The organism is Streptomyces sp. NBC_01197, from assembly GCF_036010505.1.
GTDB lineage: Bacteria > Actinomycetota > Actinomycetes > Streptomycetales > Streptomycetaceae > Streptomyces.
In genome coordinates this window covers 6,607,634-6,620,700 of record NZ_CP108569.1, presented here as the reverse complement: position 1 = coordinate 6,620,700, position 13,067 = coordinate 6,607,634, and the positions used below count along the sequence as shown (strand labels likewise).

Sequence of the window (13,067 nt, the reverse complement as noted above, 5' to 3'; positions counted from 1 at the left end):
CTCGCACTGACAACGGTCGAAACGGCGCGGATGGGGCGCCTGTCCACCGGCCCACCGGGCCCGCGCGGCCGGCGACGGCCAACTTGATCTTCAACCTGCGAAACAGCGAACGAAGAAGTCAACATCCCCACGACCACGCCGCACAGGTCAAAGATCAAGTTAGGCTTCGTACTCCCCGTACCGGCCCGGATCCAGCCATAACCACCCCCGGGCCGCGCGGTGTCCGCCCCCGTCCCGCTCCCGGAGGGAGCCGAATGAGCACGACCGTCCCGATCCCCGCCGCCCCGGCCGTGGTCGATCTCAACGCCGACCTCGGTGAGGGGTTCGGCCGCTGGACGCTCACCGACGACGAGGCGCTGCTCTCCGTCGTCACCAGTGCCAACGTCGCCTGCGGCTTCCACGCGGGTGACCCGTCGACCATGCGCCGGGTCTGCGAACTGGCCGCCGCTCGCGGTGTACGGATCGGCGCCCAGGTCTCGTACCGCGACCTGGCGGGTTTCGGGCGGCGCGCGATGGATGTCCCCGCCCGTGAGCTGGCCGACGAAGTCGCCTATCAGATCGGCGCGTTGGAGCTCTTCGCGCGGGCCGCCGGCAGCCGGGTGTCGTACGTCAAACCGCACGGCGCGCTCTACAACCGCACCGTCCACGACAAGGAGCAGGCGGGCGCGGTCGTCTCGGGCGTGCGGCTCGCCGGGGGCGCGCTGCCGGTGCTCGGGCTGCCCGGCTCCCGGCTGCTGGCGGCAGCCGCGGACGCGGGTCTGCCCGCGGTGCCCGAGGCGTTCGCCGACCGCGCGTACACCGCGCAGGCCACACTCGTTCCGCGCGGCAGGCCCGCAGCGGTGGTGGAGGACCCGGACGCGGTGGTCGCCCGCGCGCTGGACATGGTGCGCGACCACTCGGTGGCCGCGATCACCGGGGAGCGCGTCAGCGTCGACGCGCGGTCGCTCTGTCTGCACGGCGACACCCCCGGCGCGGCGGAGACCGCCCTGCGGGTCCGCCGGGAGCTGCTCGCCGCCGGTGTGGTCCTGGAGCCCTTCGCATGACGGCCCGGGTACGCGGCGGGGCGCACCGGCCGCACGGCGGGCCGCGCCGGTGAGGGTGCTTCCGGTGGGCGAACACGCCCTGCTCGTCGAGCTGGAGTCGGCGCCGGAGACGGAGGCCTTCCACGCGGAGCTGCTGCGCAGGCGCGACGCCGGTGAACTTCCCCCGGTGACGGAGATCGTGCCGGCCGCCCGGACCGTACTGCTGGACGGTCTGGCCCGTCCTCAGGAGCTCGCCGCCCGGCTCATCTCCTGGACCGTACCGCCGTCCGCCGGGACCGGCGGCCCCGAGATCGAGATCGCCGTGCGCTACGACGGCCCCGATCTGGCGGAGGTGGCGCACCACTGGCAGGTGGCACCCGAGGACGTCCCGGGGATCGTCGGCGGGCTCCGGTTCCGGGTCGCCTTCTGCGGTTTCGTGCCGGGCTTCGGCTATCTGTCCGGGCTTCCCGACCGGCTCCGGCTGCCGCGCCGGACCACGCCCCGTACGGCTGTGCCCGCCGGTTCGGTCGCTCTCGCCGACACCTACGCGGGCGTCTACCCCCGCTCGTCCCCCGGCGGCTGGCAGCTGATCGGCACCACCGGCGCGGTGCTGTGGGACCAGGACCGTGAGCCTGCGGCGCTGCTGGTCCCCGGCGCGCGGGTGCGGTTCACCACGGAGGAGGCGGTATGAGGACGACCGGCCCGGGGGAACCGGGGACCCGTGCGCCGGAGGCGGCAGTTCCGGAGGCTCTGGAGGTCGTGCGCCCCGGGGCGCTCACCACCGTGCAGGACCTCGGGCGCCCGGGCTACGCGCATCTCGGCGTGCCGCGCTCGGGCGCCCTGGACCCGGCCGCGCACCGGCTGGCGAACCTCCTCGCCGGGAACGCGGCGGACGCCGCCACCCTGGAGACCACGCTCGACGGCACCGCGGTACAGGTCCGTACGGACGTCACTGCGGCCGTGACCGGTGCGCCCTGTCCGGTACGGATCGACGGCCGCCCCGCCGCCTGGGGCGCGCCGGTGCGGGTGCCCGCGGGGGCCGTGCTCGATGTGGGCGGGGCGGTCGACGGGCTGCGCAGCTATGTGGCGTTCGGCGGTGGCGTCGCCGTGCGGCCGGTGCTGGGCAGCCGGGCCACCGACCTGCTCTCCGGCCTCGGCCCCGCTCCGCTGGAGGCCGGCCAGCTGCTGCCGCTCGGGGCCCCGGGTGAACCGCCGCCCGGCCCGGTGGACGCCGTGCCGCTGCCCGCTCCCCCGGCCGAGCTGGTGCTCCCGCTGGTCCTTGGCCCCCGTGCGGACCGGTTCACGGATGCGGCGCTGCGGGCCCTGCCGGAGGCCGGTTACCGGGTCTCGGCCGAGAGCAACCGCATCGGACTGCGCACCGAGGGCCCGCCCCTGGAAAGTTCGGACGGCGCCGAACTCCCCAGTGAGGGAATGGTTCTTGGCGCGGTGCAGGTCCCGCCCGACGGGCTGCCGGTGCTCTTCCTCGCCGATCATCCGGTGACCGGGGGCTATCCGGTGATCGGGGTCGTACCCGAGGACCGGCTCGGGGCTGCGGCGCAGGCGGTGCCGGGGACCCCGGTGGTGTTCGTTCCCGTACACGGCCGGCAGGCTGACCCGGGGCCCGGCGCCCCGGGTCGGCCGGCCCGCTGATCCGGCCCGCTCCGTACGCCTGCCGACTGGCTGTCCGGTGTCACGGCTTGCGGGCGAGGCCACCGTGTTCGCCGATGGGCTGCGGGGCCGGGGAGCCGGGGTCCGGGCGCCAGAACTGGACGGAGACAACTCCGGGCTCCAGCAGCTCCAGGCCGTCGAAGAACGCCGCGATCTCGTCGACGGGGCGCAGGAAGTACGGGATGGCGCCGGTCTCGTTGTAGGCGTCCTGGGCCTGTTCGTAGTCGGCGTCGGTGCCTCGTGAACCGTCGTTGACGGCGAGGTAGCTGCCGGACGGCAGCCCCTCCATCAGACGGCCGACGATGGCACGCGCCCGGCCGTGATCGGCGACGTGGCCCAGGATGTTGCTGAGGATCAGGGCGGTGGGGCGGGTGAGGTCCAGCGTCCGGGCGGCCAAGCCCAGGATGCGGTCGGTGTCGGCCAGGTCGGCGTCGGCATAGGCGGTCGCCCCCTCCGGGGTGGAGGTGAGCAGGGCGCGGGCGTGCGTGAGGACCATCGGGTCGTGGTCGACGTAGACGATCCTCGCCCCGGGGTCGAGCCGCTGGGCGACCTCGTGCGTGTTGTCCACGGTCGGCAGGCCGGTCCCGACGTCCAGGAACTGCCGGATGCCCGCCTCCTCGACCAGGTGCGTGATGGTCCGGCGCAGGAAGGCGCGGCTGCTGCGGGCGATGGTGACGATGCCGGGGAAGACGGCGCTGTACGCGTCGCCGGCCTGCTCGTCGACGGGGTAGTTGTCCTTACCGCCCAGCCAGTAGTTCCAGATCCGGGCCGAGTGCGGCACCAGTGTGTCGGTCTTCCGCTGTGCCGCGGGTCCGGGCGGCGTGGCGTGGTGGTCGGTCATGGGTACCGTCCGTCTTCGGGCCGAGTTGTGTACCGTTCAGCACCCAACCTATGTCCCAACAGCCCCACGGCGTAGGCCAGTTCCCTCCCGGCGTGTTCGCAGCCGACCGGCCGTCGGCCCGGCGCCCCGGGGGCCGTCCGGCCGTGGGGCGGCTGCCCGGCAGCGTCAGACCGCGGTCCCCTCGGTGCCGATCCGGCTGCGGACCGCGGTCTGCACCTCGGCTTCCTCGGCGGGGTCGGCGGCCAGCCGGCGGAGCCGGTCGACCACCCTGATATCGCCGGTCGCGGCGTGCAGGGCAGCCACCTCCCGGGTGGTCTCCTCACAGTCCCACAGACACTCGACGGCGAATCCGGCGCCGAAGGACGGGTCGGTGGCGGCGAGCGCGCGGGCCGCGCTGCCGCGCAGATGCGAGGAGGCCGTCTCGCGGTACACATGGCGCAGGACGGGGGCCGCACAGGCGATCCCGAGCCGGCCGGCACCGTCGACGAGCGTCCAGAGCAGGGCCGCGTCGGGGCCGTCGGCCCGCACGGTCTCGCGCAGCGCGCCGAGGACCAGGTGTGCGTCCTGCGCCCCGCCGCGCCGGGCGAGCACTCCGGCGGCGGCGGCACCCAGCGCGTCGGGCCGCTGCACCCAGCGGCGCGCCCGGTCCACCGCTTCGTCGCCGCACATCCGCTCGAAGGCGGCCACGGCCGTCTCGGCGACGGTACGGGAGGGGCTGTCCACCGCGGCTTCGATGAGGTCGAGCACAGCGGGGTCCCGCGCCTCGGCGAGGTAGTGCAGCGCCGCGCAGCGTGCCCCGTCCGTACCGCCGCGGGCGGCCTCGACGATCGCGGCACGGTCCCCCGGACCGGCCACGGCGGTGAGGCAGCGGGCGGCGGGCAGATGCAGTTCGCTGCCGCGCTCCAGTCCCTGCTGCGCCCAGTCGAAGACTGCCTGCACGCTCCAGCCGGGGCGGGGTCCGGTCGGGCGCATCTGCCGCTGCCAGCGGTCGAAGGATCCCTGCTCCCCGGCGGCCCGGATGCGGGCGCCCACCGACTCCCGCGGGTCGTCGGCCCACAGCCGCCAGGGCCGGGGCTCGTAGGCGTCGCGCACGGCTGCGGCCAGTTCGGCCTCGCCCTGCGGGGTGGCGGGGAACCGGTCCAGTACGGGCACGGCCAGGGCGCGCAGTCCGGCGTCGTCGTCACGCAGGGCGAGTTCGTCGAGCGCCCAGGCCCAGTTGGAGCCGGTCGCCGCGTACCGCCGCAGCAGCGCGAGCGCGTCGTCCCTGTCGTACGAGGCGAGGTGCCCCAGCACGGCGAGGGCGAGCCCGGTCCTGCTGTCCTCGGTGACGAAGTGGTCGTCCGGGAGGAAGAGGTGCCGCTCGATCTCGCCGAGTCCGCCGTCGAGGTCGAGGTAGAGGCGCGCGTAGTAGAGCGAGCGGTTCTCGACCTGCCAGTCGTGGCGGGGGTCGCTCAGGACGCAGTGGTCCAGGGCGGCCAGCGCTTCCTTGCGCGGTGCGGCGAGCGCGTGCAGCGTGCCGTCGCCGCGGCCCCGCTGGAGGAGGCCGAGCAAGGTGCCGCTCGGCGCTATGACTGGATCGATCATGGAAGAGGCCTCACATCAAGCTGTAGACGCAACCGGGGATACGTGGACTACCTGGCCGCGCAACAACATGTCCGGCCGCCCGTTGCCATCTGCTTGGTGCAGTTCATCTTCCTCTGCCTCTCGTCGGTGGTCCGATATGGACCCGCGACGTCATGATGACCCAGCCAAATCGCCACCGCGACCACATTTACGACAGGCCGGTCAACGGGCGCCGAACAGCTCCACCAGCTCCGCCTTCCCAAACATCCGCGCCGTATCCACCGCGGACGGAGTCCCTGCCTCCGGATCGGCCCCGCCGGTGAGCAGGGCGCGGACCACCGCGTCCTCGCCCTTGAAGACCGCTCCGGCCAGCGGGGTCTGCCCCCGGTCGTTGGCCCGGTCGGCCTGTCCGCCGCGGGTGATGAGGGCCTCCACCGTCTCCGCGTGGCCGTGATAGGCGGCGAGCATCACGAGGGTGTCACCGCGGTCGTTGGTGAGGTTCACCGGGACCCCCGCGTCGACGTACGCGGCGAGCGCGGCGGTCTCCCCCTGCCTGGCGAGGTCGAAGACCCTCGTCGCGAGCTCGACCACCTCGGGGTCCGGAGCCTCGCTCATCACGCGTACCGCCTTCCATGCCGTGACCTCGGGGTACGGCAGGTGAGCCGTACGAGTGAACCGACAGGTTACTGCCCGGCCCCGGCGCCTGGCACGCTCGCGCACCTCCGTCCGCCAGTCGGGTGAATTGCCAGACATTTCACCCATTTGCACCTTTTATCGTATAGATACTTTCTGTGAACCTGGAAGAACTCATGGTGACTGTCCCCTCAAACAGGAGAACACTCATGATCCTTTCCATCTCAGGCGTCGTACTGCTGGGAGTCATCGCGTTCCTCTTCTTCAAGAAGGACGGACTCAAGGCCTCCCACGGGCTCGTCTGCGCCCTCTTCGGCTTCTACGTCGCGGGTACCGCCATCGCACCGAGCATCACGGCCGGCGGCGCGAGCCTGGCCAGCATGCTGGGCGGAATCAAGTTCTGACCCTCGGCAACCGTTCCCCCACCCACCCCAGGAGACAGATGTGGCCCGGCGACCACTTCCCCGCATTCTGAGCAGCAGCAGCGCATCGATCACCCGCAGCCGCGAGATCGCGCGGACGGCCGCCGACAGCGCCACAGACGTCCTCCATCCACTGATCACCATCGGGCGGGGCCTGCGCAAGCTGGCCTCGGCCGGGCGGCAGAGGTGGGCCGCGACACCCAAGGACCGGCGCGGTCCCGCGCTGTTCCTCGTCGCGGCCTGCGTCCTGGTCGTCGCGCTCATCCCGTACGGGCCGCTGCTCGCCCTGATCACGGTGATGGCCGCGGCAGCCTGGAAGGGGCACCAGCGGACCGGGGTGAAGACCGGGCCCGACGAGGCGGAGACCGCCCGGCTCCAGGCGCTGTACGAGGCCCTGGTGCCGTACTTCTCCGTACCCGACGACCCGGCCCCCCTCTTCAGCCACGGAGGCGCGTGGGACGAGGCGTTCAGCGACTACATCTTCGACGGCGACGGGCGGCTCACCGCGCTGCGCGTCGCCTACCCGCCGCACTTCACCGACGGCGAAGCGGCGTCCCGCACCCGGATCGAGCAGCTCCTGCACGCCAAGTCCGGACGCGGGCGCGAGTACCGCTTCGACTGGGACGAGGAGGGCAACCGGCTCGCGATGAGCGTGCTGCCCGCCCTGTCCACCACGATCGCGGCGCAGCCCTTCGTCACCGGACCCGGGGAGACCGTCCTCGGCTTCACCGACCCGGACGCGGTACGGCGCACCATGCCGGTGCGGGACAGCGAAGGCCAGAGCGACGCACCGCCCGTCGTCTGGCGGACGGGCGCGCGCTCGACCGAACCGCATCTGCTCGTCGTGGGCGAACCGGGCAGCGGGACCACCACGCTGCTGCGCTCGATCGCGCTCCAGGCCCTGCGGTACGGCGACGTGGTGATCATCGAGGGCAGCGGGACCGGCGAGTACGCCTGCCTCACCGGGCGCGACGGAGTGCTCGCCGTCGAGTGCGGACTCACCGGGGCGCTGAGCACCCTGGAGTGGGCGGCGCACGAGACCGAGCGGCGGCTGATCGCGGCCAACCGCGCCAGGCAGGCCGGGCATCCCACGCCCGAGGACACCAGGCGCCCGCTGTGGATCCTGTTCGACCGGCCGAGCGTCTTCGGGCATCTGGCGGCGGCCGACGGGCGCACCGACCCCCAGGAACTGCTGCATGTCCCCCTGCGGCACGGCCGGGCGGCGAGCGTCACGGTGGTGGTGGCCGACCAGTCGGACTCGGTGGACGCGCTGAGCGACGCCGTCCGGCACCACACCCGCGCCCGCGTCGTGCTCGGACCGGCGCCCGAAGGCCAGATCGAGGCGCTGCTCGGCACACCGCCCCACACCACGCCGACGCCCGGCACCCCGCCTGGGCGCGGCTACGCGCGGCTCGGGTCCGGGCCGGTGCTGCGGCTCCAGGTCCCGGCCACCCCCGACCCGTACGACGACGCGACCAGTGAGGCGCACCGCAAGGCCGTACTTGATCTGCTCCCCGGCCGGCGGGGCGGGCCGGACCCGGCGCCCGCGCCGGTGGAGGCAGTCCCCGTGGAAGCGGTTCCCGTGGAGGCGGCCCCCGCCGAGGCCGATCCGCTGAAGACCGATCTGCTCAAGGCCGGGCCGCGGTCCCTGGAGACGGCGCCGGTGGCGGCCGAGGGCTGACGGGGACCGACCGGGCGACGGGGGCCGAATCGGTTCACCGGTGTTTGCCGGTTTTTGTCAGGGATTGCCGGAGGGCCGCCAGGTCAGGCCACGAACGTCCGTGGGGCATCGGTCCCGGTGCTCACGCCGGTCCCGACCAGCCGCGCGGCGGCCGCCAGCCGCTGCGCGGCCTCGTCGGCCACCCGGCCCCCCACGGTGAACGGCAGCCGCACATACCCCTCGAAGGCCCCGTCGACCCCGAACCGGGGCCCGGACGGCACCCGGACCCCGACCCGCTCACCGACCTCGGCGAGCCGGGAACCGGAGAGCCCGCCCGTCCGCACCCAGAGCGTCAGCCCGCCGTGCGGCACGTCGAACTCCCAGTCGGGCAGCTCCCTGCGGACGGCACCGACCAGCGCGTCGCGGTTCTCCCTGGCCTGCGCGCGGCGGATGGAGACGGCCTCCTCCCAGCCTCCCGTACTCATCAGCCAGTTGACGGCCAGCTGCTCGAGCACGGGGGTGCCCAGGTCGGCGTAGGCCCGGGCGGACACCAGGCTGCGGATCACGTCGGGCGCGGCGCGCACCCAGCCGATCCGCATACCGGCCCAGAACGCCTTGCTCGCCGAGCCCACCGTCAGCACCGTGCTGCCGGCCGGGTCGAAGGCGCAGACCGGGCGCGGCATTTCGATCCCCTCGTCGAGGAGCAGCTCGGTCATGGTCTCGTCGACGACCAGGACCGTGCCGGCGGAGCGGGCCGCGTCCACAAGACCGCGCCGCTGGTCCTCGTCGGCGAGTGCGCCGGTCGGGTTGTGGAAGTCGGCCACCACATAGGCGAGACGGGGTGCCGCGTCGCGCAGCACCTGCCGCCACCTGGGCAGATCCCAGCCGCTGAGCCCCTCGGCCATCGCGACAGGCACCAGCCGGGCCCCGGCCTCCCGCATCAGCTGGAGGATGTTGGCGTACGAGGGCGACTCGACGGCGATGCGCTCGCCGCGCCCGGCGAACAGGTGGCAGATGGCGTCCATGGCGCCCATCGCCCCCGTGGTCACCATGATCTGCTCGGGCATGGTCGGGATGCCCTGCTCCGTATAGCGGTCGGCGAGCATCTGGCGCAGCGCCGGCAGCCCCGCCGGGTAGTCGCCGTGGGTGTGCGCGTACGGCGCCAGCTCTTCGAGCGCGCCCTGGACCGAGCGGGTGAGCCAGGGCTCCGGGGCGGGAAGCGCGGCGGTGCCGAGGTCGATCATCGAGCCGAGCGTCTCGGGCGGCAGCGGTTCCAGACCACGGGCGGGCAACGGGTTGCCGGCCGGGACGGCGGTCCAGCTGCCCGCGCCCCGGCGGGACTCCAGGAAGCCCTCGGCGCGCAGCGCCTCGTAGGCGGCGGCCACCGTGGTGCGGCTCACCGCCAGCGCCACCGCCAGTTCCCGCTCGGCGGGCAGTCGTGCGGCCACCGGGACGCGGCCTTCGAGTACGAGCACCCTGATGCCGTCGGCGAGCGCGCGGTAGGCGGGCGGCCTGCGCGTACCGGGGCCGGCCGGCCGTGGCTGCTGGGTGCTGAGCTGCCGGGCCAGCTGCGCCGCGCCGACCGCCGAAGTCCACTGCGTCATGGAATTCAGTCCACCTTCCCGGAATTGGCCATGGTTGGCCTCGGATTCCAAGCCACAGAGTGTCACGTACCAGTCCACTACGCCTACCCACCAGCACGGAGGACCATATTGTCCAGGAATGTCATACGCAGGCTGGTACAGCTCTACGTCGGTCTGGCGCTGTACGGAGTCAGCTCCGCCCTTCTCGTCGAAGCGGGCCTCGGCCTTGAGCCGTGGGGCGTTCTGCACCAGGGGCTGGCCCGGCTCACCGGCCTGACGATCGGCACCGTCTCGATCATCGTCGGTGCCGCCGTACTGCTGCTGTGGATCCCGCTCAGGCAGCGCCCGGGGCTCGGCACCGTCTCCAACGTCTTCGTCATCGGCATCGCCATGGACTCGACCCTCGACCTGGTCCCGGCCGTGCACGGCCTGCCCGGCCGGATCCCGCTGATGGCCGCGGGCATCCTGCTCAACGGCGCGGCCACGGGCCTCTACATCTCCGCCCGCTTCGGCCCCGGCCCCCGGGACGGCCTGATGACCGGGCTGCACCGCCTGACCGGTCTTTCGATCCGGCTCTCGCGCACCGCCATCGAGATCGCCGTCGTGGCCACCGGTTTCGTCCTGGGCGGGACCCTCGGGGTGGGCACGGTGGCCTACGCCCTCTCCATCGGGCCGCTCGCCCAGATCTTCCTGCGGGTGTTCGCGCTGCCCACTCCGGCCGCCGACCGGGCGCCGCTGACCGGCGCCACCGCGCAGGCGATACTTCCCGAGTGACGAGCACCCACCACCCCTATCTGGACCACCCGGGCCCGATCCCGTTCGCCCACCGGGGCGGCTCGGCGGACGGCCTGGAGAACACCGCGGCCGCCTTCCGGCGGGCGGACCGCGCCGGTTACCGCCACTTCGAGACCGATGTGCATGCCACGGCCGACGGACGGCTCGTCGCCTTCCACGACGCGACACTTGACCGGATGACGGACGCGCAGGGCCCCATCGCCGCCCTGCCGTGGAGCGAGGTCAGGCAGGCGCGGGTGGCCGGCACCGAACCGCTGCCGCTCTTCGCGGACCTCCTGGAGGAGTTCCCCGAAGCCCGCTGGAACGTCGACATCAAGGCCGGTCCCGCTCTGGCCCCGCTGATCCGGCTGATCCGCGGCACCGACGCCTGGGACCGGGTGTGCGTCGGCTCGTTCTCGGAGAGGCGCGTGGCGGCTGCGGCCCGGCTCGCGGGTCCGCGGCTCGCCACCTCGTACGGCATGAGCGGCATCGCGGCGCTGCGGCTGCGCTCCTACGGGGCCCCGGCCGCCCTGCGCACCGGCGCTGTCTGCGCCCAGGTTCCGGAATTCCACGGCCGGATCCGGGTGGTCGACCGGCGCTTCGTACGCAGCGCACACGCCCGCGGACTCCAGGTGCACGTCTGGACGGTCAACGACCCCCGGCGGATGGCCGCCCTCCTCGACCTGGGAGTGGATGGCATCATGACCGATCATCTGGAGTCACTGCGCACGGTTCTCACCGCGCGGGGGGCGTGGAACTGACGAGCAGGGGGCGCGGTTTGAGCGCTGGTACCGCGAACGGCACGGCCGTCACGGCCGAAGCGAACACCGCGGCCGACCGGAAGCGCGAGCAGCACGGCTGGTACTTCTACGACTTCGCGTCCTCCGTCTACTCGACCAGCGTGCTCACGGTGTTCCTCGGCCCGTATCTGACCTCGGTCGCCAGGGCCGCGGCGGACTCCGGGGGCTACGTCCACCCCCTCGGCATCCCGCTGCGTGCCGGGTCCGTCTTCGCGTACACGGTCTCGGTGTCCGTGGTCGTAGCGGTGCTCGTCATGCCGCTGGCGGGGGCCGTCGCCGACCGGACAGGGCGGAAGAAGCCGCTGCTCGCGGGGGCGGCGTACCTCGGCGCCGGGGCGACCGCCGGGATGTTCTTCCTGGACGGCGACCGCTATCTGCTGGGCTCGCTGCTGCTGATCGTGGCCAACTCCTCGCTGGCCGTCTCGATGGTCCTCTACAACGCCTACCTCCCGCAGATCGCGGAGCCGGAGGAGCGTGACACCGTCTCATCACGCGGCTGGGCCTTCGGGTACACATCGGGCGCCTTCGTCCTGGTGCTGGACCTGGTGCTCTACTCGGGCCACGCCAGTTTCGGGGTCTCGGAGTCCACCGCTGTACGGATCTGCCTGGCGACGGCCGGGGTGTGGTGGGGCGCGTTCACGCTGATTCCGCTGCGCGGGCTGCGCGACCGCCGGGTGGGCGCGGCCACGGGCCGTGGGGCGGTCGGCGCCGGGTGGCGGCAGCTCCTGCGGACACTGCGGGACATGCGCCGCTATCCGCTGACGCTCGCGTTCCTGCTCGCGTACCTCGTCTACAACGACGGCATCCAGACGGTGATCTCGCAGGCGTCCGTGTACGGATCCGAAGAGCTGGGCCTCGGCCAGACCACCCTGATCACCGCGATTCTGCTGGTGCAGGTACTGGCGGTGGCGGGCGCGCTGGGCATGGGCCGGCTGGCGCGGACGTACGGCGCGAAGCGCACCGTGCTCGGCTCCCTCGCCGTGTGGACACTGATCCTTGGCGCCGGGTACTTCCTGCCCGCGCGGGCGCCGGTCTGGTTCTTCGCTCTGGCGGCGGCGATCGGCGCGGTACTCGGCGGCAGCCAGGCGCTCTCGCGCTCGCTCTTCTCCCATCTGGTGCCGGCGGGCAAGGAGGCCGAGTACTTCTCGGCGTACGAGATGAGCGACCGCGGACTGAGCTGGCTAGGCCCTCTGGTGTTCGGGCTCGCGTACCAGCTGACCGGCAGTTACCGTGCGGCGATCATCTCGCTGGTGATCTTCTTCGTACTGGGTTTCTTCCTGCTGGCGCGGGTACCTGTGGGGGAGGCCGTGGCAGCGGCCGGAAACGCGGCACCGCAGCGGGTTTAGGCATTGAAGTGAAAGGCCGGTAGTGTACGCCTTTGGCTCACCGGACGGACCGTTACTGCGAGATCATCAGCCGAAATCGCAGGGTGACATCTCTGAACAGATGTGACAAAGAGGGCACTGGTGGGTACAACAAGGGGCGGCACGACGGGCGACGTATGACCCGCAACGGGAATCTTTACCGCCGACCGGACGTTGACCGGATGACGACGACAGCGACACCTGTCCTGTGGGCGACAAGCCCGGGAGGCACGATTCATGAGTGAGCGAGCTCTTCGCGGCACGCGCCTCGTGGTGACCAGCTACGAGACCGACCGCGGCATCGACCTGGCTCCGCGCCAGGCGGTGGAGTACGCATGCGAGAACGGACATCGCTTCGAGATGCCGTTCTCTGTAGAGGCGGACATTCCGCCGGAGTGGGAGTGCAAGGCGTGCGGCGCCCAAGCACTCCTGGTAGACGGGGACGGCCCTGAGGAGAAGAAGGGCAAGCCCGCGCGCACGCACTGGGACATGCTCATGGAGCGGCGCACCCGCGAGGAGCTGGAGGAGGTGCTGGCCGAGAGGCTGGCCGTCCTTCGTTCCGGCGCCATGAACATTGCCGTGCATCCGCGGGACAGCCGCAAGTCTGCGTAACGCCCAGGCGTTCGCGTACAGCACGACCACATCAGGAGCTGAGGGCTCCGGCACACTTCAGGGTGTGCCGGAGCCCTCAGCTCTCTGTATGCGGCCCCCTGTGTTCCTGGTACGTCCCACGGGGC

13 protein-coding genes are annotated in these 13,067 nt (G+C 72.6%); 9 read left to right on the top strand and 4 right to left on the bottom strand.

The annotated features are described in order from the left end of the window. The first annotated feature begins 254 nt into the window (after positions 1-254). From OG452_RS30465 to OG452_RS30455, 3 genes are read left to right on the top strand one after another with little or no spacing between them, the layout of a single operon-like run. Complete coding sequence (locus OG452_RS30465; protein ID WP_327298759.1) at positions 255-1,043, top strand: LamB/YcsF family protein; 789 nt, start codon at positions 255-257, stop codon at positions 1,041-1,043. A 49-nt stretch (positions 1,044-1,092) separates the two neighbouring features. Next, a complete protein-coding gene (locus OG452_RS30460) occupies positions 1,093-1,713 on the top strand; it encodes a 5-oxoprolinase subunit B family protein (RefSeq protein ID WP_327298758.1) in 621 nt (206 codons plus the stop codon). Next, entirely contained in the window at positions 1,710-2,672 is a 963-nt protein-coding gene (locus tag OG452_RS30455) for a biotin-dependent carboxyltransferase family protein (RefSeq protein WP_327298757.1), read from the top strand. The genes OG452_RS30460 and OG452_RS30455 overlap by 4 nt, the downstream gene beginning before the upstream one ends. A gap of 40 nt (positions 2,673-2,712) precedes the next feature. On the opposite strand, the gene OG452_RS30450 is transcribed toward OG452_RS30455, so the two are convergent. The 3 genes from OG452_RS30450 to OG452_RS30440 all read right to left on the bottom strand — a co-directional run bounded on the left by OG452_RS30450 (position 2,713) and on the right by OG452_RS30440 (position 5,709). Beyond that, positions 2,713-3,531 carry an SAM-dependent methyltransferase gene (locus OG452_RS30450; protein ID WP_327298756.1) on the bottom strand — a complete coding sequence of 273 codons (819 nt, stop codon included), beginning with the start codon at positions 3,529-3,531 and terminating at the stop codon, positions 2,713-2,715. A 165-nt stretch (positions 3,532-3,696) separates the two neighbouring features. Next, positions 3,697-5,115 (bottom strand): HEAT repeat domain-containing protein, encoded by a 1,419-nt coding sequence (locus tag OG452_RS30445; RefSeq protein ID WP_327298755.1) that lies wholly within the window; start codon positions 5,113-5,115, stop codon positions 3,697-3,699. Between the two features lie 201 nt (positions 5,116-5,316). Continuing rightward, complete coding sequence (locus tag OG452_RS30440) at positions 5,317-5,709, bottom strand: ankyrin repeat domain-containing protein (RefSeq protein WP_327298754.1); 393 nt, start codon at positions 5,707-5,709, stop codon at positions 5,317-5,319. Positions 5,710-5,936: 227 nt separating this feature from the next. Between OG452_RS30440 and OG452_RS30435 the strand changes: the two genes are divergently transcribed. Continuing rightward, on the top strand, positions 5,937-6,131 hold the full coding sequence (locus OG452_RS30435; protein WP_164267853.1) for a hypothetical protein: 195 nt from the start codon (positions 5,937-5,939) through the stop codon (positions 6,129-6,131). A 40-nt stretch (positions 6,132-6,171) separates the two neighbouring features. After that, positions 6,172-7,830 carry an ATP-binding protein gene (locus OG452_RS30430; protein WP_327298753.1) on the top strand — a complete coding sequence of 553 codons (1,659 nt, stop codon included), beginning with the start codon at positions 6,172-6,174 and terminating at the stop codon, positions 7,828-7,830. Between the two features lie 83 nt (positions 7,831-7,913). On the opposite strand, the gene OG452_RS30425 is transcribed toward OG452_RS30430, so the two are convergent. Further along, positions 7,914-9,413, bottom strand: a complete 1,500-nt coding sequence (locus OG452_RS30425) for an SCO1417 family MocR-like transcription factor (RefSeq protein ID WP_327298752.1) — start codon at positions 9,411-9,413, stop codon at positions 7,914-7,916. Positions 9,414-9,521: 108 nt separating this feature from the next. On the opposite strand from OG452_RS30425, the gene yczE reads away from it, so the two are divergent. The 4 genes from yczE (at position 9,522) to OG452_RS30405 (ending at position 12,942) form a co-directional block, all read left to right on the top strand. Beyond that, entirely contained in the window at positions 9,522-10,166 is a 645-nt protein-coding gene (gene yczE, locus OG452_RS30420; protein WP_442810116.1) for a membrane protein YczE, read from the top strand. Beyond that, complete coding sequence (locus tag OG452_RS30415) at positions 10,163-10,927, top strand: glycerophosphodiester phosphodiesterase (RefSeq protein ID WP_327298751.1); 765 nt, start codon at positions 10,163-10,165, stop codon at positions 10,925-10,927. Before yczE ends, OG452_RS30415 begins: the two co-directional genes overlap by 4 nt. A 17-nt stretch (positions 10,928-10,944) precedes the next feature. After that, complete coding sequence (locus OG452_RS30410; protein ID WP_327298750.1) at positions 10,945-12,312, top strand: MFS transporter; 1,368 nt, start codon at positions 10,945-10,947, stop codon at positions 12,310-12,312. Between the two features lie 255 nt (positions 12,313-12,567). Beyond that, on the top strand, positions 12,568-12,942 hold the full coding sequence (locus OG452_RS30405; RefSeq protein ID WP_161311542.1) for an RNA polymerase-binding protein RbpA: 375 nt from the start codon (positions 12,568-12,570) through the stop codon (positions 12,940-12,942). Positions 12,943-13,067: the final 125 nt, after the last annotated feature.

Coding starts and splice junctions, on each gene's coding strand:
- OG452_RS30465 (WP_327298759.1), top strand. CDS start 255: ATGAGCACGACCGTCCCGATCCCCGCCGCCCCGGCCGTGGTCGATCTC.
- OG452_RS30455 (WP_327298757.1), top strand. CDS start 1,710: ATGAGGACGACCGGCCCGGGGGAACCGGGGACCCGTGCGCCGGAGGCG.
- OG452_RS30450 (WP_327298756.1), bottom strand. CDS start 3,531: ATGACCGACCACCACGCCACGCCGCCCGGACCCGCGGCACAGCGGAAG.
- OG452_RS30445 (WP_327298755.1), bottom strand. CDS start 5,115: ATGATCGATCCAGTCATAGCGCCGAGCGGCACCTTGCTCGGCCTCCTC.
- OG452_RS30440 (WP_327298754.1), bottom strand. CDS start 5,709: ATGAGCGAGGCTCCGGACCCCGAGGTGGTCGAGCTCGCGACGAGGGTC.
- OG452_RS30435 (WP_164267853.1), top strand. CDS start 5,937: ATGATCCTTTCCATCTCAGGCGTCGTACTGCTGGGAGTCATCGCGTTC.
- OG452_RS30425 (WP_327298752.1), bottom strand. CDS start 9,413: ATGACGCAGTGGACTTCGGCGGTCGGCGCGGCGCAGCTGGCCCGGCAG.
- OG452_RS30405 (WP_161311542.1), top strand. CDS start 12,568: ATGAGTGAGCGAGCTCTTCGCGGCACGCGCCTCGTGGTGACCAGCTAC.